The 23,576-nt window shown below is 70.0% G+C and carries 23 protein-coding genes; 11 read left to right on the top strand and 12 right to left on the bottom strand.

Features of this window, described 5'->3' with window-relative positions:
* Positions 1-46: 46 nt before the first annotated feature.
* The gene (locus tag M1L60_RS32125; RefSeq protein WP_253241305.1) at positions 47-616 is read left to right on the top strand and encodes a hypothetical protein; all 570 of its coding nucleotides are present in this window, start codon (positions 47-49) and stop codon (positions 614-616) included.
* On the top strand, positions 568-846 hold the full coding sequence (locus M1L60_RS32120) for a hypothetical protein (RefSeq protein WP_253241304.1): 279 nt from the start codon (positions 568-570) through the stop codon (positions 844-846). The genes M1L60_RS32125 and M1L60_RS32120 overlap by 49 nt, the downstream gene beginning before the upstream one ends.
* Here M1L60_RS32120 and M1L60_RS32115 read toward each other — a convergent pair.
* A complete protein-coding gene (locus tag M1L60_RS32115) occupies positions 843-1,445 on the bottom strand; it encodes a dihydrofolate reductase family protein (RefSeq protein ID WP_253241303.1) in 603 nt (200 codons plus the stop codon). The two genes, M1L60_RS32120 and M1L60_RS32115, sit on opposite strands and share 4 nt — an antisense overlap.
* Positions 1,446-1,501: 56 nt before the next feature.
* Here M1L60_RS32115 and M1L60_RS32110 point away from each other — a divergent pair, with 56 nt between their 5' ends.
* Positions 1,502-2,209 carry a helix-turn-helix domain-containing protein gene (locus tag M1L60_RS32110; RefSeq protein ID WP_253241302.1) on the top strand — a complete coding sequence of 236 codons (708 nt, stop codon included), beginning with the start codon at positions 1,502-1,504 and terminating at the stop codon, positions 2,207-2,209.
* Here M1L60_RS32110 and M1L60_RS32105 read toward each other — a convergent pair.
* The 5 genes from M1L60_RS32105 to M1L60_RS32085 form a co-directional block, all read right to left on the bottom strand.
* Positions 2,194-2,766, bottom strand: a complete 573-nt coding sequence (locus tag M1L60_RS32105) for a dihydrofolate reductase family protein (protein ID WP_253241301.1) — start codon at positions 2,764-2,766, stop codon at positions 2,194-2,196. The two genes, M1L60_RS32110 and M1L60_RS32105, sit on opposite strands and share 16 nt — an antisense overlap.
* 98 nt (positions 2,767-2,864) lie before the next feature.
* Positions 2,865-3,401: a hypothetical protein gene (locus tag M1L60_RS32100; RefSeq protein WP_253241300.1), complete on the bottom strand. Its 537-nt coding sequence runs from the start codon at positions 3,399-3,401 to the stop codon at positions 2,865-2,867.
* 220 nt (positions 3,402-3,621) lie between these two features.
* Positions 3,622-4,230 carry a response regulator transcription factor gene (locus tag M1L60_RS32095; RefSeq protein WP_253241299.1) on the bottom strand — a complete coding sequence of 203 codons (609 nt, stop codon included), beginning with the start codon at positions 4,228-4,230 and terminating at the stop codon, positions 3,622-3,624.
* Positions 4,231-4,338: 108 nt separating this feature from the next.
* Positions 4,339-5,883 (bottom strand): hypothetical protein, encoded by a 1,545-nt coding sequence (locus tag M1L60_RS32090; protein ID WP_253241298.1) that lies wholly within the window; start codon positions 5,881-5,883, stop codon positions 4,339-4,341.
* A 176-nt stretch (positions 5,884-6,059) separates the two neighbouring features.
* Complete coding sequence (locus M1L60_RS32085) at positions 6,060-6,956, bottom strand: hydroxymethylglutaryl-CoA lyase (protein WP_253241297.1); 897 nt, start codon at positions 6,954-6,956, stop codon at positions 6,060-6,062.
* A 92-nt stretch (positions 6,957-7,048) separates the two neighbouring features.
* Here M1L60_RS32085 and M1L60_RS32080 point away from each other — a divergent pair, with 92 nt between their 5' ends.
* The 5 genes from M1L60_RS32080 to M1L60_RS32060 all read left to right on the top strand — a co-directional run bounded on the left by M1L60_RS32080 (position 7,049) and on the right by M1L60_RS32060 (position 13,501).
* Positions 7,049-7,690 (top strand): GntR family transcriptional regulator, encoded by a 642-nt coding sequence (locus M1L60_RS32080; RefSeq protein ID WP_253241296.1) that lies wholly within the window; start codon positions 7,049-7,051, stop codon positions 7,688-7,690.
* Complete coding sequence (locus tag M1L60_RS32075; RefSeq protein WP_253241295.1) at positions 7,687-8,880, top strand: CaiB/BaiF CoA transferase family protein; 1,194 nt, start codon at positions 7,687-7,689, stop codon at positions 8,878-8,880. The genes M1L60_RS32080 and M1L60_RS32075 overlap by 4 nt, the downstream gene beginning before the upstream one ends.
* A gap of 9 nt (positions 8,881-8,889) precedes the next feature.
* Complete coding sequence (locus M1L60_RS32070) at positions 8,890-10,932, top strand: hydantoinase/oxoprolinase family protein (RefSeq protein ID WP_253241294.1); 2,043 nt, start codon at positions 8,890-8,892, stop codon at positions 10,930-10,932.
* Between the two features lies 1 nt (position 10,933).
* The gene (locus M1L60_RS32065) at positions 10,934-12,802 is read left to right on the top strand and encodes a hydantoinase B/oxoprolinase family protein (protein ID WP_253241293.1); all 1,869 of its coding nucleotides are present in this window, start codon (positions 10,934-10,936) and stop codon (positions 12,800-12,802) included.
* Positions 12,803-12,904: 102 nt separating this feature from the next.
* Positions 12,905-13,501 carry an isochorismatase family protein gene (locus M1L60_RS32060; protein WP_253241292.1) on the top strand — a complete coding sequence of 199 codons (597 nt, stop codon included), beginning with the start codon at positions 12,905-12,907 and terminating at the stop codon, positions 13,499-13,501.
* Positions 13,502-13,684: 183 nt separating this feature from the next.
* Here the strand turns inward: M1L60_RS32060 and M1L60_RS32055 are convergent, their stop codons facing one another.
* Entirely contained in the window at positions 13,685-14,152 is a 468-nt protein-coding gene (locus M1L60_RS32055) for a GNAT family N-acetyltransferase (RefSeq protein ID WP_253241291.1), read from the bottom strand.
* Positions 14,153-14,421: 269 nt separating this feature from the next.
* On the opposite strand from M1L60_RS32055, the gene M1L60_RS32050 reads away from it, so the two are divergent.
* Positions 14,422-15,678, top strand: a complete 1,257-nt coding sequence (locus M1L60_RS32050; protein ID WP_253241290.1) for a tryptophan dimethylallyltransferase family protein — start codon at positions 14,422-14,424, stop codon at positions 15,676-15,678.
* A 33-nt stretch (positions 15,679-15,711) separates the two neighbouring features.
* Positions 15,712-17,085: a tryptophanase gene (locus M1L60_RS32045; RefSeq protein ID WP_253241289.1), complete on the top strand. Its 1,374-nt coding sequence runs from the start codon at positions 15,712-15,714 to the stop codon at positions 17,083-17,085.
* Here the strand turns inward: M1L60_RS32045 and M1L60_RS32040 are convergent.
* Genes M1L60_RS32040 through M1L60_RS32025 form a run of 4 tightly spaced genes read right to left on the bottom strand, consistent with a single transcriptional unit; the run spans position 17,075 to position 20,743 of the window.
* Entirely contained in the window at positions 17,075-17,629 is a 555-nt protein-coding gene (locus M1L60_RS32040; protein WP_253241288.1) for a GTP-binding protein, read from the bottom strand. The genes M1L60_RS32045 and M1L60_RS32040 overlap by 11 nt on opposite strands.
* A 17-nt stretch (positions 17,630-17,646) precedes the next feature.
* The gene (locus M1L60_RS32035) at positions 17,647-18,012 is read right to left on the bottom strand and encodes a DUF742 domain-containing protein (RefSeq protein ID WP_253241287.1); all 366 of its coding nucleotides are present in this window, start codon (positions 18,010-18,012) and stop codon (positions 17,647-17,649) included.
* Positions 18,009-18,419, bottom strand: a complete 411-nt coding sequence (locus tag M1L60_RS32030) for a roadblock/LC7 domain-containing protein (protein WP_253241286.1) — start codon at positions 18,417-18,419, stop codon at positions 18,009-18,011. The genes M1L60_RS32035 and M1L60_RS32030 overlap by 4 nt, the downstream gene beginning before the upstream one ends.
* Positions 18,416-20,743, bottom strand: coding sequence for a sensor histidine kinase (locus tag M1L60_RS32025; protein WP_253241285.1), 2,328 nt, complete (start codon positions 20,741-20,743; stop codon positions 18,416-18,418). The genes M1L60_RS32030 and M1L60_RS32025 overlap by 4 nt, the downstream gene beginning before the upstream one ends.
* 239 nt (positions 20,744-20,982) lie before the next feature.
* Between M1L60_RS32025 and M1L60_RS32020 the strand changes: the two genes are divergently transcribed.
* Complete coding sequence (locus M1L60_RS32020) at positions 20,983-22,062, top strand: hypothetical protein (RefSeq protein WP_253241284.1); 1,080 nt, start codon at positions 20,983-20,985, stop codon at positions 22,060-22,062.
* Here M1L60_RS32020 and M1L60_RS32015 read toward each other — a convergent pair.
* Positions 22,059-23,543 carry a non-reducing end alpha-L-arabinofuranosidase family hydrolase gene (locus M1L60_RS32015; RefSeq protein ID WP_253241283.1) on the bottom strand — a complete coding sequence of 495 codons (1,485 nt, stop codon included), beginning with the start codon at positions 23,541-23,543 and terminating at the stop codon, positions 22,059-22,061. The genes M1L60_RS32020 and M1L60_RS32015 overlap by 4 nt on opposite strands.
* Between the last annotated feature and the right edge of the window lie 33 nt (positions 23,544-23,576).

Below are 23,576 nucleotides of genomic sequence, written 5' to 3'. Positions count from 1 at the left end.
TCCCGGTTACGCCGGTCGGGTCCGGCCCGGCCCATAGCCTGCTCCCATGACTGGCCCGGACTTGTCCCGACCCGAGTTCTCGTCGGCTGCCGCCGGAACGGACGGAGGGGTGAACTTCTATCTCCCGCGGGCTTGGGCGGCTGTGGCAGATCCGCAGGGCAGTCATCCGCCCCCGCCGGACCCGGTGGCCGCCCGCGGACGGAACGACGACGTCACCGCGGGCCTGAACGAGCGGATCGCCTATTGGGGGCCGTTCCTTCAGTTGCTGGTCTATGGCCTCGGCTGGCGACGGCCTGACCTCGGCCTGGCCCGTTGGCACGACCGCGGACTGCCAACCGACGATCCCGTTCTCGCCGTGGTCCACCGGTGGTGGGGCCGCTACGTGCCGGATGTCCTGGCATGGTCGGCCCATTCACCGTATTTCGCCAAGGTCGGCTACCACCTGAACGATGCCTTCTCCGATCAGGGTCGCGACCAGCTCCACTCGAAATGGCACGAGGCAGGTCGCACCGATACCCGGTGGCGGAACATCTTCGGCAGTGGCGACGGAATGCACCTACTTCGCATATGTTCAGCCCGATCTCGGCCGATCCGGAGTTCGCGAGCCGACTGCTGACCGGGCCGGAGGAGTCGGCCCGGGCGGTGCTCGTCTGCGACAGTTACGACGGCTGGTATCGCGCGCTGTCCGACTGCGGCTTGACCCAGACCCGCCAAGGGGCTTCGTGGCGGGTGGACGTGGTGGTGAAGCCGCTCGGCTGGCTCGGCACCTACCGCCTGTCACGGGAGACCGGTATCTGGTTCTCCGGTCAGCACCGCTGGCATCAGCTGGGCTGGCCGCGCTCCTAGACCTTGCCCTTGGCGTCTTCGTAGCCGGCCGGGGCCGGCTTGTCGGTGGGGGCGTAGATCACGCGGATGACGCCGGTCGGGAAGATTTCGGTCGCCGTCACCTTCAGGTGGTACGGGGTGCCGCCTTCGTCGAAGAGGCGGCGCCCTTTGCGGGCGGCGACCGGGTGGATGAGCAGGCGCAACTCGTCGATCAGGCCGGCCGCCAGCAACTGCTGGACGATGGTGATCGAGCCGGGGATGAGAACGCCCTTGATCGCGGGGTCGGCCTTGAGGGCGCGGGCCGCGTCGAGCAGGTCGCCCTCCAGCAGCTCGGAGTTGCGCCAGATGAACGTCAGGTTCTGGCGGGAGGCGACGATCTTGCGGGTGTCGCCCAGTTGCTTCGCGAAGGGGGCGTCCTCGCCGCCGGCCTGCTCGCGGCCGGGCCAGGCGCCGGCGAAGCTGTCGTACGTGTCGCGGCCGATCAGCAGCACGTCCGAGGTCTCGTAGTCCTCGCTGACGGCACGGCCCATGTTTTCGTCGAAGTAGGGGAAGTGCCAGTCGGGGTCGATCTCGGCTACGCCGTCGGCCGCGATGAACAGGGTCGAGATGATTTTCGCCATGCGGGGTGGACCCCGGCCGTGGCCGGAACTCATCGGTGATCGCGTACCTTTTCCGGATGCAGCTGCGATTCGGCCGACGGGGGTCGGACTCGCCGTGGGTCAGCGAGGTGTGGACCTGCACGAGCGACCGCGTCACCGAGATGACCTCGGTGGCCGGCGTCAACCTCGGCCTGGTGTTCTGGCAGCAGGACGGCCGCGCGTACGCCGGGGTGACCGGCCCCGAGACCCGTACGGGAACGGCGCCGGTGCCCGAGGGGGCCACGTTCGTCGGCATCGAGCTGGCGGTCGGCACCTCGTTGCGGGTCGTGGCCACGCCGGCCCTGGTCGACGCCGGGCTCGAGCTGCCCGACGCTACCCACCGGCACTTCCGGCTGGCCGGCGACCGATGGGAGACGCCCGGCCCGGACGACGCCGAGGCCCTGGTCGACCGGCTCGTGCGGGCCGGCGCCCTGGAACGCGATCCCCTGGTAGCGGAGGTGCGGCGCGGTGGCCGGCCCGAGGTCACGCCGCGCACGCTGGAACGCCGGTTCCGGTCCGCGACCGGGCTGGCCCAGGGGGCAGTACGCCAGATCGAGCGTGCCCGGGAAGCGTCGTTCCTGCTCGCCGGGGGCAAGCCGGTGGCCGACGTCGTGGCCGGGCTCGGCTATTTCGACGAGCCGCACCTGGCCCGCGCGCTGCGCCGCTACGTCGGGCGCACGCCGCGGCAGCTCCGCGACGGCACGCCCGGGGCGATCGCCCTCGACCTGGCTCAGCCCACGTCGTAGATCAGTTTGAGGATCCCGTTGGGGTACGCCTCGGAGGTCCGCAGCTTCAGCATGCGCTTGTCGTTGTCGGCCCGGCTGAACAGGCTCTTGCCCGCGCCCAGCAGCACCGGGTACATGAGCAGGTGGTAGCGGTCGATCAGGCCGGCCTCGGACAGGCGCCGGGCCAGGTCGGCGCTGCCGTGGATGAAGATGGCGCCGCCCTCGCCCTTCTTGAGCTCGGCGATCTCGTCGGTCGAGCGCAGGATCGTCGTCTCGCCCCAGCCGTCGGTGAGCTCGGCCTCGGACAGGGTGGTCGAGACGACGTACTTGGGAAGGTCTTTGTAACTGGCGTGGTCGGCCGAGTCGACCCAGGTCGGCGCGAACGCCTCGTAGCTGCGCCGCCCGAACATGAGGGCCGAGGTCTCGGCCAGTTCCTCGCCCTTGAGCGCGTACGCCTCGGGCAGGAACTCGATGTCCTGGTAGGTCCAGCCGCCGCTGCGGTGGCCCTCGCTGGGGCCGCCGGGGGAGTCGACCACACCGTCGAGCGAGACGAAACCGGTGTACACAAGTTCACGCATGTCAGCCAGATTAGAAGACGATCACGAAGGCGTCTTGGACAGAAACGACATGCGAGGTGGCCGCACCCGTACGGGCGCGGCCACCTGGGCAGTAGGGGTCAGAGCCCGCTGAGCAGAGCCAGCAGGAAGTTGAGGATCGCGGCCAGTTGGCCGGCGCTCGCGCCGCCGTCGAGCAGGCCGACGATCGCGCACAGCAGGTTGCCGAGCAGGTTCCCGGCGCCGGACACCGCGTTGATCACCAGGTGCAGCTGGTTGAGGTCGACCGTCAGGCCGAGCAGGTCGAGGTGCAGCGGGCCGAGCACCAGGTCCAGCACCCGGCAGGTGGCCTGGGCGACGACGGCGGGCGCGCTGACGGTCTGCGTGACCTCGCCCAGAGCGGTGCCGGTCGAATCGGTGAGCGTGCCGGTCAGCGTGCCGGTGGCCACGAGGCTTCCGTCGGGCGCCGCGAACTTCGTGGGCGTGAAAGTACCGGCGAACGTGCCGGCGCCCCCGCCGGCATCGGTGAAGCTGCCGGTGACCGGCACACTGGGTACGGCGGTGGTGGCGGGCGGCGCTGCGGCGCTGGGCGCGGCGTTGGCCGCACTCGTGCCCGCGGCGACGAGTCCCAGCGCCACGAGCACGCTGACGACGATCATCGGAAGTCGTTGCCGATTCATCGTTCCTCCTGCTGGTGTGAGTTCTTGTCACTGACCAGCTTCGATGTCGGCGCGGGCCGGCCCCAGTGAGCGTTGTCATCGGCTGAGCTGACAAAAGTCACACCCGGCCTGGTCCGACGTCGACGTGGCGGGGCCGTACCCGGGCCTGGTCCGACGACGACGTGGGCGGGGCCGATGCTCGTGTCCGGGCTGATCGGCCTCACCCGAACCAGCCCGCCGCCTCGGCCACCCGGACCGCTTCGAGCCGATTGCGCGCGCCCGTCTTGCGCAGGATCACCGAGATGTAGTTGCGGACGGTGCCCGCGGTCAGGTGCAGCGTGGCCGCGATCTCGGGCGAAGGCGCGCCCGACGCGGCCACGCTGAGCACGTCCATCTCCCGCGCCGACAGCGGACTGCGCGGCGCCGCCACCATGGCCACGGCCAGTCCGGCGTCGATGACCCGCTCGCCGCCGGCCAGCCGCCGGATGGCGCGGACGAGCTCACAGGGCGCGGCTTGGGTGCCGACGACGCCGCGGGCGTGCAGTTCCAGCGCGCGGTGCAGCCGCTCCGGCGCCTCGGGCCCGGCCAGCACGAGAGTGGCGCACTGAGGCTGCTCGACACTGAGCCGATTCAGTAGCTGCAGACCGTCCTCGGTCAGCAGCCCGACGTTGACGACGGCCACATCGGGCGGCACGGCGCGGGCCATGTCGAGCGCCTCACCGAGACCGGGCAGCTCGGCCACAACATCGAAGTCGTCTTCCAGGGACAGGGTCGCGGCCAGAGCGCCGCGCAGCAGATTCATGGGTTCGACAAGCAGAATGCGGATCACGATGGCCTCCCAGCCAGAGCTCGCGGTGGGAAACCGGCGCGCGGAAATCCAGCGGCCGGCTCACGGCCGTCGCCCCGAAGGCGACAGCCCGATTCCGAACCGCAGAATTCAGCTGGGAGGCCCGCAATAACGGACGGTAAGCCCGAAGAAACGGGCGTTCGCGGGCAGAGGAGCCAGTTCAGAGGCAAGTTCCAAGCACCAGGACGACGGGACGGTGCCCATCGGCGCCGCCGCGCTCCCGCCCGAGTCCCGGACGTGGCCGGCCCCAGCCACGTTGCCGGTCGGCCGGCTCGGCGAGCCCGGCGGGCCCGGATCCGACGCCGGCTCCGCCGGGCTCGCGGCAATCCGAGTGGCCGGCGCGCCCGACCTCCCGGCGCCGCCGCCCCGCAGCCACGGGTCCGAAACGTCGGTCAACCAGGGAGTGCCCGACATGACAAGCCACGGGCCCAAGGACGTCGCAGTAGCCGGTTGATTCCCGGTGCCCGCTCGGACCGGCGTGCTCGCCTGGACCGGCGTGCCCGCGCGAATCGGAGTGCCCACCTGGATCGGGGTGCCCACCTGGATCCAGGTGCCCACCTGGATCGGGATGCCAGCCCGGTCCTTGGTGACCGATCGGTTCTCAGTGACCAGCTGGACCTCGGTGGCCAGTTGGCTCTGGGTGCCAGCTAGGTACCGGGTGCCCGCTCGGAACAGTTGTTCCGGCGACGCTGAGCGGGGGAGCAGAACGGTCAGTCCCGCCGGACCGATCTGCTCAAACCGCCTAAGCCGTGCCGCGTCCCAGGGGCCGACCTCAACTTCGGCGGAGGTCAATGGAAGGTTGGCCAGTAGGTCGGGACTGGACGCCAAGGCGGCAGAAGCCCGCAGCAGGCGTAAGTCACGCAAGTAGTCGAGGGGCAGGCTGCTCAGTTGCGGAGTTACCTTCTCCAGCGAGACTGCCTTCCGGCTCTCTGCCTTCACGTTCGCGTTCCCGCGTGCGACCTCCGCCTCGAGCACGACACGAACGGCTTTACGTTCCGCAGTGATGTGGGCGGCGTTGCGTCCCGCCGTGATGTGGACGGTCTTTCGTTCCGGCGAGATGCGGACAGCTGCGCGCTGAGTCTTGACGTTGACGGCCTGGCGTTGCGCCTCGATGTTCACGGCCTGGCGTTGCGCCTTGACGGTGACGGCTCGACGTTGCGCCTTGACGTTGACGGCGTGATGCTTTGCCTTGACGTTGATCGCTTGGCGTTGCGCCTTGACGGCTTGGCGTTCGGTCTTGGTTTTGACGGACGTGTGTTGAGTCTTGGCGCGGACAACCCTGCGCTCGGTCTTGGCGCGGACAGCCTTGTGCTCGGTCTTGACACGGACAGCCCTGCGCTCGGTCTTCGTAACGACCGCTTTGCGTTCCGTCTTTACCTGGGCGGCTTGGGGTTTTGTCTTCGCCTCGGCGGCCCTGTGCGCTGTGGATATCGGGGCCGGCCGGCCCTTCTTGGCGTCGTTGGTCAGGTTCTGCGCGATGGCAGTGGGATCGACGTTCGGCAGTGGATCTGTCAGACCTTCGCCGGCGTGTGCGGCGTGGTCGAACATGCTCAGCGCGAAGTAGGCGGCAACCGCCAAACCCGCCAGCAACAGCAGGCGCGCAACGCGCTGAGCTGCCACGATGCGCCCACGCATGGTCCACCTCCCGCCGCCGGGTCGCCAACACATCGACGTTGGCCTACCCGTTCGCTGCGGGCCAACACCGATCGGGGCGTGCCTTTCTAGGACGGGAAGCTGCGGACCGGCGGCGATCCGGAGGTGACCATCCAGGACGGGAAGCTGCGGACCAGCAGCGATCCGGAGGTGACCATCTAGGACGGGAAGAGGCCGGCGCGGGCCAGTTGGCCCGGGACCTGGTGGCCCAGCAGTTCGCCGAGGCGAGCGCCCAGGGGTAGCAGCGGCTCGACGTCGACGCCGGTGGGGAAGCCGTTGCGATGCAGCAGGTAGAGCAGGTCTTCGGTGGCGATGTTGCCTGTCGCGTTGGGGGCGAACGGGCAGCCGCCGATGCCGCCCGCGCTGCTGTCCAGGGCTACCGGCTCCGAGCCGGCCAGTTCGGCTGCGGCCAGCGCGTTCGCGTAACCCGTGTTGCGCGTGTTGTGGAAGTGCCAGCGCAACGGCACGCCGGGCGCCGCCGCGACCGCCGCCTCGTGCAGGGCTCGGACCTGGGCCGGCACCCCCACGCCGATGGTGTCGGCGATGGCCAGCTCGTCGGGCCCGGCCGCCGCGCACGCCTCGATCACCGAGCGGACCCGGGCCACCGGCACCTCGCCCTCGAACGGGCAGCCGAATGCGGCGGCCACGGTCACCGTCGTCCGCAATCCGGCTTCTCGGGCCCGGGCGGCGATCCGTGACCACGCCGCAGCGGCCTCGGCCGTCGGTACGCCCTGGTTGCGTTCGCTGAACGTGTCGGTGGCGACGACGACCACGTTCACCTCGTCAAGGCCGGCCGCGATGGCCCGGTCGAGGCCCTTCTCGTTGAGCACGAGCCCGATCCACGACACCTGGCCGCGAGGCAGCCCGGCCGCCACCGCCTCCGCGTCGGCCATCTGGGGCACCCGCTTCGGGTGGGCGAAGCTCACCGCCTCGATGCGGCGCACGCCGCTCGCCACGAGCGTCCCGATCAGGGCCAGTTTGTCGGCCGTGGGGACGAGCGCGGACTCGTTCTGCAGCCCGTCACGCGGGGAGACCTCGACGATTGAAACGGTCATTGCATACAACCTGACGTTTCCATGCGCACACTCTTGCGGAAACAACGGGATCATGGCAAGGATTGCATGCAACCGAGCGGCGAGGAGGCCGGGTGCGACCAGCGGCGGAACAGGTGGCGCAGTCCCTGCGGGAGGAGATCCTGTCAGGGGCGATCGCGTCCGGCGCGCGGCTCGGCGAGGCCGATCTGGCCGGTCGGCTCTCGGTCAGCCGCACGCCGATCCGCGAGGCGCTGTCCCGGCTCGCGGCCGAGGGGCTGGTCGAGATCCAGCCCAACCGCGGGGCGCGGGTCGCGTCGTGGTCGGCCGAGCACCTGCGCGAGATCTTCGAGCTCCGCCTGCGGCTCGAGCCCTACGCCGTACGCCAGGCCGTGCCCAACCTCGGGCCGGAGCAACTGGACGAACTGGATGAGCTCGCGGCCCGGATGCTGCGGGTCGGCGGGCCGGGGCGCAACCAGGACCTGAGCGCCCTGGTCGAGCTCAACCGCCGGTTCCACGGGCTGTTCATCGACGCCGCGGGCTCGCCGCCGCTGGCCGGGGCGCTGCGCGGCGTCACCCATGCGGCCGTCGTGACCCGGAACTTCCAGGACTACACGCCGGACGCGCTGTCGCGCAGTCTGCACCACCACGTCGAGATGGTTGCCGCCGCGCGGGCCGGCGCCGGGGAGTGGGCCGAAGCGATCATGCGGGCCCACCTCTACAACGCCCGCGCCACGATGATCGGGGGACACTCATGACCGGGCCGCTGGGCGATCTGCGGGTGGTCGAGTTCGGGCAACTCCTGGCCGGTCCCTTCTGCGGGCAGCTGCTGGGCGACTTCGGGGCCGAGGTGGTCAAGGTCGAGGACCCGGGCCGCGGCGACCCGATGCGCCAGTGGGGGCGGGAGAAGCCGCACGGCAAGTCGCTGTGGTGGCCCGTCGTCGCGCGTAACAAGAAGTCCGTCACCTGCGATTTGCGTACGGAGGAAGGCCAGGCCCTGATCCGCCGTCTGATCGACACGGCGGACGTCGTGGTCGAGAACTTCCGGCCCGGCACCCTCGAGCGCTGGGGCATGGCGCCCGAGACGCTGTGGCAGACGAACCCGGGTCTGATCATCACCCGGGTCACCGGCTACGGCCAGAACGGGCCGTACTCGAGCCGGGCCGGGTTCGGCTCGATCGGCGAGGCGATGGGCGGCATCCGGTACGTGATGGGGGAGCCCGACGGCCCGCCGGTGCGCGCGGGCATCAGCCTCGGCGATTCGCTCGCCGCCACGTACGCGTGCCTGGGCACTTTGGTCGCTCTGCACGCGCGAACGAACACCGGACGCGGCCAGATCGTCGATTCGGCCATCTACGAAGCCGTACTGGCCATGATGGAATCGCTGCTGCCGGAGTGGGCGGTCGCCGGGTACCAGCGCGAGCGCACCGGCGCCACCCTGCCCAACGTCTCGCCCAGCAACGTCTATCCGACCGGCGACGGCGACCTGATCCTGATCGCGGCCAACCAGGACACCGTGTTCGGCCGGCTGGCCACCGCCATGGGACAGCCCGAACTGGCCAAGGACCCGCGGTACGCCACGCATGGGGCCCGCGGCGCCGCGATGGCCGAACTCGACACCCTGATCGCCGAGTGGACCTCGACCGTCGAGGCCGAGGCCCTGCTGGCCACGCTGCACGAGAACGGCGTGCCGGCCGGGCGGATCTTCCGCGCCAAGGACATGTTCGGCGACCCGCACTTCGCGGCCCGCGAGGCGATCGTGAACGTGCCCCACCCCGACTTCGGCGAACTGCCGATGCAGAACGCGACCCCGAAGCTGTCCGCCACCCCCGGTTCGGTGCGTACCGCCGGACCGGCGCTGGGCGAGCACAACGACGAGGTGTACGGCGGCCTTCTGGGCCTGGACGAAACGGAGCGCGCGCGTTTGCGCACTGCCAAGATTATCTAGGGGAGAGCGATGTCATTTCGGCTCGGTGTGGATGTGGGCGGCACGTTCACCGACGTGCTGCTGGTCGACGAGGATTCCGGAGCAACCTGGCGGGCCAAGACCGCCTCGACGCCGAGCGATCAGTCCGTGGGCGTCCTGAACGGTATCGACAAGGTGTGTGCCGAGGCCGGCATCGACCGGGCCGCGGTGGCGAACGTGTTGCACGGCACGACCGTGGCCACGAACGCGATCCTGGAGGGCAAGGGCGCGACCGTCGGCCTGGTCACCACCCAGGGTTTCCGGCAGGTGCTGCAGATCGCCCGCTCGTTCGTGCCCGGCGGTCTGGCCGGCTGGATCATCTGGCCCAAACCGGAGCCGCTGGCCGCGCTCGAGAACACCGTCGAGGTGCCGGAGCGGATGGGCACCGACGGCACGGTCGTGCACGAGCTGGACGAGGAAGCGACCCGGGCCGCGCTGCGCAAGTTGCGCGACAACGGCGTGGAGGCTTTGGCCGTCTCGCTCATCAACGCGTTCGCCAACGACGCGCACGAGCGGCGCATCGCTCAACTGGCTGCAGAAGAGCTGCCCGGCATCGAGGTGTCGCTGTCCAGCGTCGTGCTGCCGGAGATGCGCGAATATGAGCGAGCGCTCACCACGGTGGCCAACGGGTACGTGCAACCGCAGGTGGCGAAGTACGTCGCGAACCTGTCGGCCAAGCTGACCGCCGAGGGTGTGCCGGCCGAGCTGTCCATCCTGCGCAGCGACGGCGGGCTGTCCTCGGCCGATGCGGCCATCGCGGCCCCGGTGACGATGCTGCTCTCCGGTCCGGCGGGCGGGGTGACGGGCGCGGTCTGGGTGGCCGAGCAGTCCGAGCACACCGAACTGCTCACTTTTGACATGGGCGGCACATCAACGGACGTCGCCCTCGTGCAAAACGCTCAAGCACGCATCGGGCGCGAGACAAAAGTCGGCGATTTGAGCGTACGAGCATCGGCCGTCGACGTTCGCACCGTCGGCGCCGGTGGCGGTTCGATCGCGCATGTCCCCCAGTTGACGCGGGCACTACGCGTAGGGCCGCAGTCGGCCGGCGCCGAACCCGGCCCGGCCGCGTACGGGAAAGGCGGTTCCGAGCCGACGGTGACCGACGCCAACGTGGTGCTCGGATATCTGCCGTCGTCGCTGGCCGGTGGCGAGATCAGCCTGGACCGGGACGCGGCCCGCGCCGCCGTGCAGACGATCGCCGACGCCATGGGCCTGGAGAGCGCCGAGGCGGCCGCGGCCGGGATCATCGACATCGTCAACGAGAACATGCTGGGCGGCCTGCGCCTGGTCAGCGTGCAGCAGGGCTTCGACCCGCGCGACTTCGCGCTGGTCGCGTTCGGCGGGGCTGGGCCGTTGCACGCCAACGCGCTCGGCAAGCTGACCGGCGCCTGGCCAGTGATCGTGCCGCCGTCACCGGGCGTGTTGTGCGCTCTCGGCGACGCCACCACGTCGGCCCGCGACGAGTCGGCCCGTACCGTCTTGCGCAAGCTGGGGGATCTGTCAGCGTCCGAGTTCGCCGGCATCTTCAGTGAGCTGGCCGAGGCGACGTCACAACGCCTGGCCGAACAGGGCGTGCCGGTCGGCCGGCAGACGATCTCCTACTCGGCCGACGTCCGGTTCGTCGGGCAGGGCAACGAGCTCCCGGTCACCTTCGACCTGGCCGACGGGCCCAAAGAGCTGGCGACCCGGTTCGATGCCGAGCACGAGCGGCTGTTCTCGTTCACCCTTCCCGTCGACCACGAGCTGGTGAACGCCCGCGCGTCGGTGACAGGTCCGCGGCCGAGAGTCGCACCGATCCAGCTGGAGTCCGGAACGGGCAAGCCGGAAATTTCCGGTCACACCCGGATCTACGTCGAGGGCGAGTTCGTGGAGGCCGGCCTGTACGACCGGCTCAGCCTGCGCGCGGGCGACGTCATCGAGGGCCCGGCGATCGTGACAGAGATGGACTCCACCACTCTCATCCTCCCCGGCCACATCGCGACCACCCACGCCAGCGGCAGCCTGCTCATCACCCCGGCCAAGGAGGCCTGACATGGCGACCATCGTGGAGACCAACACCGAGCCCCTGGCCGCCAAGGACGTTGACCCGGTCACGCTCGACCTGGTCGAGAACGGCCTGCGTAACGCCCGCTACGAGATGGACGAGGTGCTGTTCCGCACCGCCCTCTCGCCCGGCATCCGCGAGCAGCACGACGAGTTCCCGCTGATCGCCGACCCGGCCGGCAAGATGGTGGTGGGCCAGTTCGGGCTCAGCATCCCCGACTTCCTGGCCGGTTTCGCGGGCGAGATCCGCGAGGGCGACGTCCTGCTGACCTCCGACCCGTACGCCTGCGGGGCCGCGATCAGCCACGCCAACGACTGGCTCGTGGTCATGCCGATCTTCTTCGACGGCCGGGTCGTGGGCTGGTCGTCGATGTTCGGTCACATGTCCGACGTCGGCGGCAAGACCCCGTCGTCGATGCCGACCGACGCCAAGACCATCTATGAGGAGGGCGTGGTCATCCCGCCCTTCAAGCTGTACGACGGCGGGAAGCTCAACGAGGACGCGCTGCGCATCATCCTCAACCAGGTGCGCGTGCCCGACTGGAACCGGGCCGACCTCAACGGCCTGGTCGCGGCCTGCCGCACGGCGACCCGCCGCGTACAGGAAATGTGTGCGCGTTTCGGCGTCGAGACGTACGTGTCGGCGCTGGATGCGTTGCTGCAGCGCAACTACGACGCCATGAAGGTGCTGCTGCAGGTCGTGTTCGAGGAGGGCCGCACGCTCTCGTTCACCGACTACATCTGCGACGACGGGGTCGGCTACGGCCCGTACGAGCTGAAGTTGTCGTTGACCCGGACCGGCGAACGCGTGCACCTGGACTTCAGCGGGTCGTCGCCGCAGGCCATCGGCCCGGTCAACTACTACCTGAACGAGAACCTGGCCCGGATGTTCTTCGGGATCTACATGATCACCGTGGCCGACCCGCAGATCCTGTGGAACGACGGGTTCTATCCGCTGGTCGACGTGACGATCCCGGACGGCTCGTACTGGAAGCCGAAGCACCCGGCCGCGCTCAACGCCCGCAACCACGGCATCGGGCGGGTCTTCGACCTGTTCGGCGGGCTGCTCGGGCAGACCAACCCGGCGCTGCTCAACGCGGCCGGCTTCTCGTCGTCGCCGCACTTCATGTACTCCGGCAACTACTCCGGTGGCGATCGCAAGGGCGAGTGGTTCCAGCTGTACTCGATCGGCTTCGGCGGCATCCCGGGGCGGCCGCTCGGTGACGGGCCCGACGGTCACTCGTTGTGGCCGAGCTTCGTCAACATCCCGTGCGAGTTCCTGGAGTCGTACTACCCTCTGCGCATCGAGAAGTGGGAGACCATCGCCGACACCGGCGGGGCCGGGCTGCACCGCGGCGGCAACGGCGTCGACGTGGCCTACCGGTTCCTCGAGCCGGGCACGATCGCCATTCACGACGACCGCTGGCTGATGTACCCGTGGGGGGTCAACGGCGGCGCGCCGGGGGCCCGCGGCACCAAGTGGATCGACCGGGCCGACGGCGAGCGTGAGGTGCTGCCCAGCAAGTGTCACGACGTTCCCGTACGCCCGGGGGATGTTCTGCACTTCGTCACCTGGGGCGGCGGCGGATGGGGCGACCCGCTCGAACGCGACCCCGAGCTGGTCGCCAAGGAGGTCCGGCGCGGCCTGGTCACGGCCGAGGGCGCCCGGGCGTACGGCGTGGTGGTCGACGACGGAGCCGTCGACCCCGCAGCGACCGAAGAACTGCGTACCTCGCTCAGAAACGCCCGCCCGAGCGAGCTGCCGGTGTTCGACATGGGCGGCTCGATGGACGACATCCTGGCCCGCTGCGAGGAGGAAACCGGCCTGCCCGCCCCCAAGAAGCCGGTGTGGACGTGAGGCCCGGCCACGGCTCAGAGATCTCCGCCTGTCCCGGCCTGGGGCCGGCCCGACCTCGGCAAGCGGCTCGGCCTCGACGTCGCGAAGCAGGTTGGTATCGACGTGAGTGACACTCCGTTCGGCGGCGCCCTCGGCTGGGGGCGCCGCCCGGCCCTGCTCCTGATCGACATGATGCAGGCCTACTTCACCGCCGGCAGTCCGTTCGACCTGGGCTCCCGGCAGTCGCTGGACGGGTGCGCAGCCCTGCTCGCGTCCGCCCGCGAAGCCGGCATTCCCGTGTTGCACACCCGCGTCCGTTTCTCGCCCGACCTCAGCGACGGCGGCCTCTTCGTGCGCAAGGTGCCGGCCCTGGCCGCCCTGGTCGACGGCTCGCCCGCGGCCGAGTTCGTGCCCGAGCTGACCCCGGCCCCGGGCGAGGTGGTGGTGACCAAGCAGTACGCGTCGGCGTTCTTCGGCACATCGCTGGCCGCCACCCTGACCGCCCGCGGCGTCGACACCACGATCATCGCCGGCGTCTCGACCTCGGGCTGCGTGCGGGCCAGCGCCACCGACGCGATGCAACACGGCTTCTACCCCGTGGTGGCCGCCGACGCCTGCGGCGACCGCACGCGCGAGGTGCACGAGGCCAACCTCTTCGACCTGAGCGCCAAGTACGCCGAAGTGACCACGGTCGACGAGGTGGTCAGGAAGCTGGGCTGAGGTATTCGGCGCCAAGTGCGCCGCGTGACCAGCGTCGGCGAGAGGTGGTCAGGTGGCTGGGTCGAGCTGTTCGACCTGGGGCGGCAAGTGCGTCGCCGTGACCGGCGTCGGCGAGAGGTGGTCAGGTGGCTGGGTCGAGCTGGGGTGCCGAGTGCGTCGCCGTGACTGGCGTCGACGTAGTAATCAGGAGGCTGGCCTGAGGTCCTTGGCCATGTTGCGGCCGGTCTCGGCGAAGCCCAGCTGCTCGTAGAGGAGCCGGGCGCCGGTGTTGTGAGCGAAGACGTGCAGGCCGATCCGGGTCAGCCCGTTCTCGTGGCACCAGCGCTCGGCGGCCAGCATGATCGCGCGGCCGTAGCCCTGGCGGCGCAGATCGGCCTCGACGGACACGTTGTAGACGAACGCCGAGTCGTCGGTGACCTTGATCCAGAGGAAGCCGACCCGGCGGTCTCCGTCGTAGGCGTACCAGAAGTGGTGGTCGGGGGTGGCGAACTCGTCCGGCAGCAGCCGGGCGTAGGTGTCGGCGGCGTTGCGCTCCGCGTCCCGCACGGTCCGGCCCGTCGCGGCGACGCTCTGCGCGAAATGCGTCTCGGCTTCGGCCCGCCACGGCCGGTACTGCTCCTCGGTCATCGGCTCCAGCCGCACGTCCTTCATGATCAAGAACCTACCGAAGGGCCGACCCGAAGGTGGTCGAGACGCGGGATGGGGAACCGGATGAGGCATTTTCCTGTTTCCGCAGAGCCAAGCGCAGAGTAGCCGCCGTTCGCCCCGCGGTGGGTGATTGATCCATATCGGACGTCACCGACGGTGAGCTCGCGACGATCCAGGATGCATTGTGATCCATGTCTCACTCGACTTAGAGTGACTGTCCACTCACGATTGGTGAGTCAGCGGATCCCCCCTCCGCGGAACAGGACAACTCCATGCGCCACTTCTCGGTCCTGGAACATCTGGCCGGGCAGCTCAACCCCCTGTGCCGGGTGCTCGATCTCGACCCGGCCGTCCCCCTCGACCTCCTCGCCGGCTTGCTCGGAGCGCACGGCGCCCGATCACTGGCCGACCCGCCGGCCTGGCCGTCGGACATCGCCGACGACCATTCACCGGTCGAATTCTCGGTCGCCTTCAACGACTCCGAGCCCCCGGCCCTGCGCATCCTGGCCGAGGTGCCGGGCGTCGCGCCCGGCGTCGGATCGAACGCCCAGGCCGCGTACGCGTTCCTGGCCGCCAACGCCGCCCGCTTCGGCCTGGCCACGGCCCGCCTCGACGCCATCCGCGACCTGTTCGTGACACCCCCACCGACCAGCGGTGCGACACCCCCACCAACCAGTAATGCGGCACTTCTGTCGAACGGTGGTGCGGCGCCCGTACCGAATGGTGGTGCGGTACTTCTGCCGACTGGCGGCAACACGCCTCTGACGACCGGCGGCGCGGCAGTCCGGGCGATCGGAAGCGCGGCAGCATCACCAACCGCCGGCTTCGCCGTGTGGTGCTCGCTCGTGTTCCGGCACGGTCGCGACCCCGAGTTCAAGGTCTACTTCAACCCGGAGGTGGCCGGAATCGGTCGCGCCCCCGAACTGGTCGAGGAGGCCCTGCACCGCCTCGGCCTGCGCGACGCCTACCGGACGATGCTGGAGCGCTCGATCCGCCCGGGCGAACTGGGCCGCCGCGACCGCCTCGCCTTCTTCGCCGTCGACCTGCACGACAGCCCCCAGGCCCGGGTCAAGCTCTACGTCAGCCACTACGACGCCGAGGCCAAGGACGTGGCCCGCGCCGCGGCCGCCGTACCCGGGGTGGCGCCGGACGACGTCGGCGAGTTCTGTCACGCCGCCGGCGGCCCCGGCCGCTTCGACCGCCGCCCCCTGGTCGGCAGCTACACCCTGGCCGGCGGGGCTGCCCAGCCCGTCGGCTACAGCGTCTACGTGCCGATCCGCGATTACGTCGACGACGACCGGCAGGCCCGCGATCGGGTCGCGGCCCTGGTCGCTCGGCACGGCTTCGACCCGGCACTGCTGCATCGGTGCGTGGCCGCGGTGTCCCGCCGCCCGCTCGGTGCCGGCGTCGGGCTCATCGCCCACGTCTCGCTACGGCTCGGCCCACCCCGACCGGGCGTCACGGTTTATTTGTCCGCCGAGGCCTACGAGGTCACCCCGCCCCGCACCGTGTGGCTCCCCGCCGCCTGAAACGACGAGCCGCCTGACCTGTGAGGAGTCACCGTGCCGCTGCCCCCGTACCGGATCAAGGTGGTTGAGCCCATCCCGTTCCTCAGCCCGTCGGAGCGGGCCGCCGCGCTCGATGACGCGGGCTACAACCCGTTCAACCTGCGGGCCGACCAGATCACCATCGACCTGCTCTCCGATTCCGGCACCGGCGCGACCTCGGCCGCGCAGGAGGCGGCGGCCGCAGTGGGCGACGAGTCGTACGCCGGCGCCCGTTCCTGGTTCCGGTTCCTCGACGAGGTGGCCGACCTGACCGGCTATCCGCACGTGCTGCCGGTGCATCAGGGGCGGGCCGGCGAGCGCATCCTGTTCTCGACCATGCTGAAGCCGGGCCGGATCTGCGTCAGCAACACCCACTTCGACACCACGCACGCCAACGTCGAGCTGGCCGGGGCCGAGGCCCGCGACCTGCCCTGCCCCGAGGCGTTCGACCTGGACAGCCACGAGCCGTTCAAGGGCAACATCGACGTCGCCGCCCTGGCCGCCCTGCTGGCCGGGCCGGAGGGCGACAGAGTCGGCCTGGTGCTGATGACGATCACCAACAACGGGCTCGGCGCGCAGCCCGTGTCGATGGCCAACCTGGCTGCCGTCCACCAGCTCTGCCGTCAGCACGGCGTTCCGTTCTTCCTCGATGCCGCCCGGTTCGCCGAGAACGCCTGGTACGTGCGTGAACGCGAGCCCGGCTACGCCGGCTGGACGCCGCGCGCGATCGCCCGGCAGGCGTTCGACCTGGCCGACGGGTGCGTGATCAGCCTCAAGAAGGACGGTCTGTCGAGCATCGGCGGGTGCATCGGGCTGCGCGACGACAGTCTGCACGCGCGCTGCGAGGCCCTGCTGATCGCGACCGAGGGCTTCTCGACGTACGGGGGACTGGCCGGTCACGACCTGGAACGGCTGGCGGTCGGCCTGCGCGAGGTGGTCGATCCGGCGTACCTCGGGGCTCGCGCCGCAGCTACCGCGCACCTGGCTCGAATGATCAACGAGGCCGGGGTCGACATCGTGCAGCCGGCCGGCATGCACGCGCTCTATCTGAACGCGGGCCGCCTGCTGCCGCATCTGTCCGCGGCTGAGTTCCCCGGCCATTCGCTGGGCTGTCAGCTCTACCTCGACGGTGGCATCCGCTGCGCCGAGCTGGGCTCGCTTTATCTGGGCACCATGGACGAGCAGCACCGGCTGGTCACCGCGGCCCCCTTCGAACTGGTCCGGCTGGCCATTCCGCGTCGCGTCTACAGCCAGGAGCATTTCGAGTACGTGGCCGAGACGCTGGCCGGCATAGCCAAGGACCCGGAGCGGATCACCGGCTACCGCATCGTCTCGACCCCGCCGATCCTTCGTCACTTCAAGGTGCGGCTGGCCCCGATCACGCCTTGACCTTCAGGCGGGCCATCGCCTGCCGGACCAGCGTGATCAGCGCCAGCTTGCTCGACTCCTTGTCCCGGGCGTCGCACCACACCAGCGGCACCTTCGGGTCGAGCTCGAGCGCCCCGCGGATCTCGTCCTCGGTGTAGTCGCACTCGCCGAAGAACCGGTTGACCGCGGTGACGAACGGGATGCCCCGCCGCTCGAAGTAGTCGACGGCGGGGAAGCTGGAGTCGAGGCGCCGGGTGTCGACCAGCACGATCGCCCCGACCGCGCCCTGGGCCAGCTCGTCCCACATGAACCAGAAGCGGTCCTGCCCGGGCGTGCCGAACAGGTACAGCACCACGTCGGGGCTGATCGTGATGCGCCCGAAGTCCAGCGCCACCGTGGTCGTCGTCTTGCTCTCGACCCCGGTGGTGTCGTCCACGCCGAGGCTGGCCTCGGTCAGGATCTCCTCCGTGGTCAGCGGCGGGATCTCGCTCACCGAGGCCACCAGCGTCGTCTTGCCGGTGCCGAAGCCGCCGGCCACGACGATCTTGACCGATGTCCGGTCCACCTTGCGTCCCTTCCGTCCTACAGCCGTTCCAGGCCGGCGATCACCTGGTCGAGCAGGCTCTTGTCGAAGATCCTCTGTTGGGCCGGGGTGCCGACCGCGAGATAGCCCTGTTCCACCAGCACGTCGACCATCACCTTGGCGATCGCGAGCGGAAGCTTGAGGTACGCGCCGATCTCGGCCACCGAGATCCACCCCGCGCACTGCCGCACGATCTCCAGGTACTCCGGTTCGAGTCGGCGGGTGTCGACCGACAGCGCCACCACCTGGGTGGCCAGGTCGAGCGTGGAGTCGCGGGGCGCGGTGCGGCCGTTGACGAGCACGTACAGCGGCACGAAGCGGCCCGCGGCGGACTCGTCGTCGCCGTCCCAGGTCTCGAAACTCACGAGTCGACCGGCGCCCCGGACCTCGCTCCGGTGCCCAGATAGTCACCGATGCGGGTCACGAGCCGGCTCACCTCGTAGGCGACCAGGCCCATGTCGACCTCCTGCTCGCACAGCACGGCCAGGCGCGCGTTCTGCCCGGCGGCCGCGATGAACAGGGTGTGCTCGCCGTACTCGATGATGACCTGGTGCACCGGGCCGCTCTTGAACCGCCGCCCGGTGCCGGCGGCCACGCTGTACATCGAGGACGCGCCCGCGGCCAGGATCTCGGCCAGGTCCTGGGCGATGAGCGACGACTTCTGGATGATCAGCCCGTCGGTGGAGAGCACCACCACGGAGACGACGTGCGGGACCTCGACGAGGTCGTCCAGCATCCAGGGCAGGTCGGTCGGGGTGGTCGGATCGGTCACGGGTTCCCGCCTTGCTCAGCGTCGGTGTTGTTCTCGTCGGTGCGGTCGGCCGCCGCGCCCTCGGCCCAGCCCCGCTGGTAGCGGGAGAAGCGCCGCCGCGCATCCTCGGGCGAGCGGACCGGGGTGGCCGCGGTGTCCTCGTCGTCGTCCTCGGCCTCCAGCAGTCCCGGCGCGAGATGCTGCTGCGGCCGGCGATGAGGTAGCGGTGGTTTCCCGGCGGAGGAAGGTGGCTCGGCCTTAGGTTCCAGCACGCCCACGGCGGCCCGGCTGGTCTGCCGCACCGGTTCGGCCGGGGCCGGGCGGGCGGGTTCGGCGGGCGGGGCGGCCGCCACCACCGGCGCCGCGGCCGTGTCGCCGGCGCCGTCGTTGTCCCCGCCGACCAGGATGCGCTCCGGCAGCAGCACGATGGCCAGCAGGCCTCCGTACGCCGACCGGCGCAGACTGATCTGCACGCCCTCGCGCTTGGCCAGCTCGGCCACCACGTGCAGGCCGATCTGGGCCCCGTCCCGCAGTTCGGTCACGTCCGGCGTCGGCGCGGTGGCGAGCAGCGTGTTGGCCCGCTCCACGGCCTCGGCCGACATGCCGACCCCGGCGTCCTCGATCTCGACCGCCACCCCGTGCTGGACCCGGCTCGACGTGACCCAGACCGTGGTGTCCGGCCGCGAGAAGGCCAGGGCGTTGTCCAGCAGCTCGGCCAGCAGGTGGATGACCTCGGCCACCGCGTGCCCGGCCAGCGCCACGTCGTCGGCCCGGCGCAGCGTGATCCGCTGGTAGTTGCGGGCCTCGGAGAACGAGGCCAGCAGCACCCGGCGCAGCGCCACCGGGTTCTGGAACCGGCGGCCGATCTGCCCACCGGCCAGGATCACCAGGTTCTCCAGGAACCGGCGGGTCTGGTTCAGCTGGTGATGGATGTCGAACAGGTCGGTCAGCAGCTTCTCGTCGCCGACCTGAGCTTGCAGATCCTCGACCACCTTCAGGCCGCGCTGCAGCGGGCGCTGCGGTCGACGGGCCACACCCATCAGCATCGCCGTGCCGGCTGTCCGGGCCTTCGCCTCGTCGACCGCCGCGCCCGCGGCTGCCTGCAGCGACCGGTTGATGACCCGGGCCACCTGGCCGATCTCGTCGCCGCCGTAGTCCGGCGCGGCGAACTCGGTGACCAGGTCGACCTGTTCCCGGCGCCGCAGCCGTTCCATGACGGCGGGCAGGCGCTGGTCGACCAGGGTGTCGGCGTCGGTGCCGAGCTTGGCCAGCCGCACCGACAGGGCCCGGTCGACCAGCACCCGCGACTGCCGGACGGCCCACAGGATCGCCGCCAGGGCGATGGCGAGCGCCAGCAGCGAGCCGAAGGTGGCCGTGAGCAGCTGGGTGTTGCCGGTGCGCAGGGTCCGGGCCGAGACCTGGTCGGCCTGCTGGACGGTCAGGTCGATCAGGTCGCCGGAGACCGCGGTGGTGAGCTGCGACCACCGGTCGACGCCGATGCCGAGGCCGGGCGGCACCCGTTTGGCCCACGGACCGCCGGCGGTGATGCTGCCCTCGAGCCGGGTCAGCTGCTTCCAGTCGTCGCCGGCCTCGATCTCGGCGAACCGGGTCCGGACGGCCGGTTCGAAGTGCGGCGCGGAGCTGGTCAGCGCGAAGTGGTACGCGCCGACCAGCCGGACGAACTCCAGATAGTCGGCCCGGGTCAGCGGGCCCGAGGCGAGCGCGCCGTCGATCAGTGAACCGGCCCGGGACATCAGGTCGCCGGCCCGGAAGACCTCGGTGGCGATGATGCCGCCCTGGGTGGCGGTCACGTCGGGCACGACCCGGGCCTGGTTGTCGAACAGGTCGGTGGCCGCGTCGAGCAGGCCGTTGTAGAAGGTGTACGCCTCCGGGCCGGTCATCGTGCGGGCGTCGATCGCGCTGCGGGTCGTGGCCAGCCGGTCGAGGTAGCCGGTCAGCTCGGCCCAGCGTTCCTTGATGGACTCGGGGGCCTGCCCGAGCGCGCCGTCGGCGGCCTGGCGCAGCGTGTCGACCTGCTGGTCGCTCTGGCGGCGCCGGTCGAGCAGGCCGGTCAGGCCGTTCCCGGGGCGGGCCAGGTAGGCCACGCTGAGGCGGCGCTCCTGCTGCAGCGACGAGAGCGCGAGCACGGCCGGGATGGAGACCTGCCGGACCGAGTTGGCCACCGCCCGGTTGTAGAAGCCCTGGAAGACCAGGTAGCCCGAGGCCGCGAACCAGATGAGCAGGGCCACCACACTGGGCACCAGCACGAGCCGGACGACCCGCCGGGCGATGGACTGCTGCCGCGGTTGGCGTTCCGCCGCCGGACCAGCCGATGTGGACGTCAAGAGTCGATCCAATCCGGTGAAAGGAAGGATGGCGCACGGCGCCCCCAAGCCGGCGGAATGTCCGCGCCGGCCCGCCGTTGATCAAGCGCTGCAAACCCTAGCGTCGCGTGTTTCCCGGCACCAGTCGGGAGAGGGCCCGAGGGGTCCAAAGTAGATCACAATCTGATTGCCCAGGAATCGGGGACGCGCCCGTTTCGGTTCTCGACGGCGGGTCTCCCGGCAGCGGATGATGAGGAACCGTGAGCACCGGAGCTGCTGTTGTCTTTGTCGCGGTCGTGGCGGCCCGGTTCCTGCTGCCGCTGGCGATTCCGTATTTCCCGCTACCGGCGGTGATCGCCTGCTTGGTGCTGGACGGGGTCGATCAGACGATATTTCAGTCCTTCGGGTACGACCCACCGGGCTATCAGTCGTACGACAAAGCCATGGATGTCTATTACCTGGCGATCGCGTATCTGTCGACGCTGCGCAACTGGACCAGCGAATCGGCGTTCCGCATCTCGCGGTTCCTGTTCTTCTACCGGCTCGTCGGCGCGCTGCTGTTCGAGCTGACGCAGTGGCGCTGGCTGCTGCTGGTGTTCCCGAACGTGTTCGAATACTTCTTCATCGCGTACGAGACCATTCGTTCCCGCTGGTCCCCGCTCACCTTCCTGGTCAGTTGGTGGTTGAGCGTGGCCGGCGTGATCTGGGTGGTGGTGAAGCTGCCGCAGGAGTGGTGGCTGCACGTCGCCCAGCTCGACGTCACCGACCAACTGGCCGCGCACCAGTGGGTCATCGGCCTGCTGGTCGCCCTGGCGGCCGGCCTGGCCGTGCTGTTCCAGCGGGTGGTGCGCCCCCGCCTGCGCCCGGCCGACTGGGACTGGCGGATCCGCCCCGAGCCGCTGCCGGAGCAGATCGACGAGCCCCACGAGCGCGAGGCGTGGCGGGTCCGGTACGACGCCGTGTGGTCGCGCAACACGCTCGAGAAGGTGCTGCTGCTCGGCCTGATCTGCGCCATCTTCGCCGAGATGCTGCCCGATTACACGGGCTCGATGAGCAACCTGTTCGTCGGTGTCGCCATCGTGGTCGTCTTCAACACCATGGTCTCGCTGGCCATCGCGCGCCGGGCCTGGACCATCAAGACCATCGCCGCCACCTTCGGCGTCCGGCTGCTGCTGAACATCGCCTTCGCCACGATCGCCAACTGGATCCTCGACAACCAGATCGACGGCTGGGACACCCTGTTCTTCCTGACCATGATCTCGCTGATCACCACCCTGCACGACCGTTGGCGGCCGATCCACGAGTTCCGCACCCGTGAACCGGCCGCACAGCCCAATTAGCGCTGCCGGGTCAGCAGCCCCGGCCGGTAGGGGAGCAGGCCGTAGTCGCCGCCCGAGCTGGGGGAACGGCCCTGGTAGAGCAGCTGCAGGTTGCAGGGGTCGATCGTGTTCGTCTGATCCGCGCTGGTCCGCAGCAGCTCACCGTGGCTGATGTCGTTGGTCCAGGTGGCTCCGCTGTTGGCCTTGCCCGCGAACGGGTTGTTGTAGGTCGTCGCGTTCGGGGTCCAGGTGCCGCTCAGGCTGGTCGCCGTGAACGAGCGGAAGTAGCGCTCCCAGGAGCTGGTCCGGGCCTCGACGATCATCAGGTACTGGTTCTGGCCCTGCACCTTGTAGACCTGCGGTCCCTCGAACAGGTTCTCCGAGGTGTCGCTCATGATCGTCGTGTAATTGGCGCCGAAGCTGCCCGGGAAGTTCCCGATCGGCATGATCTGGCGGTAGATCTTGCCGTTGTCACCGGCGAAGAACAGGTACATGTTCTGGTCGTCGCCGATGATCGTCTGGTCGATCACGCCGGTGCTGGAGCCGGTGATCGACGCGGTCGACAGGGGCTGCGGGGACGACCAGCCGTTGGCGTTGGCCGGGTTGGTCGACGTGCGGTACGAGAACGACGTCGGGCCCCACTGGTGGGCCAGGACCCAGATGTTCTTCGGCGCGAAGTAGAACAGCGACGGCGCGACGGTGCCCTGGCTCATGGTGTTCTGGCTGGCCGAGCCGAGCTGGTTGAGGTTGTCGACCAGACCGAAGTTCATCGAGCCCCAGCCGCCGCTGGCGCTGCTGCTGTGGGTGGTGGCGTACACCAGCTGCTTGCCCTGGTACGGCGCGACGGTGAAGTCCTTGAGGGACGCCCATCCGGACTTCGGCTGGGCCAGCGGGCCGGTCGACGACCAGCGGTACGACGAGGGAAGGGTGCAGGACCCGCTCGGCGGTGGCGTCGTCGTCGGCGGCGGGTTGCTGCCGACTTGGGCCAGTTGCCACTGCTGGTTCGCGCCGCCCCAGTCGTCGTACTGCACGACGTCGGCGCCGTCGGTCGTGGCCGCGCCCTGCACTTCGACCGCCTTGTTGCTGTGGCGGGCGATCAGGCGGACGTAGCCACCGTCCGAGTCGGCCAGCCGGAACTGCTGGTTGGTGCCGTTGGCGTCGCTCCACTGGTTGATCGCGGCGCCGTTGGCGGTGGAGGCGCCGGCGACGTCGAGCACCTTGCCGCTGAGCCGGGACTTGAGGCGGTAGTAGCCGCCGCCCGAGTCGACGAACTGCCACTGCTGCTGATTGCCGTCGTTGCGTGCCCACTGGGTGATCCGGGCACCGTCGGTGGTGGCCAGGTTGTACACGTCCAGCGCCTTGCCGCTGTTGCGGTTGACCAGGACGTACGAGGCGCTGGTGTCGACGGTGGCGGCCGAGGCGGACGTGGCGGTGGCGACGACACCTCCGGCGATCGCGGTGACCGCGGCGGCCAGCGCCGCGATCAATCGGCGTCGGGGCATGAGGTGCTCCTTCGAATGGGGGAGTGTGAGCGT

The organism is Paractinoplanes aksuensis, from assembly GCF_024137025.1.
GTDB lineage: Bacteria > Actinomycetota > Actinomycetes > Mycobacteriales > Micromonosporaceae > Actinoplanes > Actinoplanes aksuensis.
This window is presented reverse-complemented; position numbering and strand designations above follow the sequence as displayed.

Excerpts from the sequence above, each read along its gene's own strand:
- M1L60_RS32125 (WP_253241305.1), top strand. The coding sequence starts at position 47 with ATGACTGGCCCGGACTTGTCCCGACCCGAGTTCTCGTCGGCTGCCGCC.
- M1L60_RS32120 (WP_253241304.1), top strand. The coding sequence starts at position 568 with ATGTTCAGCCCGATCTCGGCCGATCCGGAGTTCGCGAGCCGACTGCTG.
- M1L60_RS32115 (WP_253241303.1), bottom strand. The coding sequence starts at position 1,445 with ATGGCGAAAATCATCTCGACCCTGTTCATCGCGGCCGACGGCGTAGCC.
- M1L60_RS32110 (WP_253241302.1), top strand. The coding sequence starts at position 1,502 with ATGCAGCTGCGATTCGGCCGACGGGGGTCGGACTCGCCGTGGGTCAGC.
- M1L60_RS32105 (WP_253241301.1), bottom strand. The coding sequence starts at position 2,766 with ATGCGTGAACTTGTGTACACCGGTTTCGTCTCGCTCGACGGTGTGGTC.
- M1L60_RS32100 (WP_253241300.1), bottom strand. The coding sequence starts at position 3,401 with ATGATCGTCGTCAGCGTGCTCGTGGCGCTGGGACTCGTCGCCGCGGGC.
- M1L60_RS32090 (WP_253241298.1), bottom strand. The coding sequence starts at position 5,883 with ATGCGTGGGCGCATCGTGGCAGCTCAGCGCGTTGCGCGCCTGCTGTTG.
- M1L60_RS32085 (WP_253241297.1), bottom strand. The coding sequence starts at position 6,956 with ATGACCGTTTCAATCGTCGAGGTCTCCCCGCGTGACGGGCTGCAGAAC.
- M1L60_RS32075 (WP_253241295.1), top strand. The coding sequence starts at position 7,687 with ATGACCGGGCCGCTGGGCGATCTGCGGGTGGTCGAGTTCGGGCAACTC.
- M1L60_RS32070 (WP_253241294.1), top strand. The coding sequence starts at position 8,890 with ATGTCATTTCGGCTCGGTGTGGATGTGGGCGGCACGTTCACCGACGTG.
- M1L60_RS32065 (WP_253241293.1), top strand. The coding sequence starts at position 10,934 with ATGGCGACCATCGTGGAGACCAACACCGAGCCCCTGGCCGCCAAGGAC.
- M1L60_RS32055 (WP_253241291.1), bottom strand. The coding sequence starts at position 14,152 with ATGAAGGACGTGCGGCTGGAGCCGATGACCGAGGAGCAGTACCGGCCG.
- M1L60_RS32050 (WP_253241290.1), top strand. The coding sequence starts at position 14,422 with ATGCGCCACTTCTCGGTCCTGGAACATCTGGCCGGGCAGCTCAACCCC.
- M1L60_RS32015 (WP_253241283.1), bottom strand. The coding sequence starts at position 23,543 with ATGCCCCGACGCCGATTGATCGCGGCGCTGGCCGCCGCGGTCACCGCG.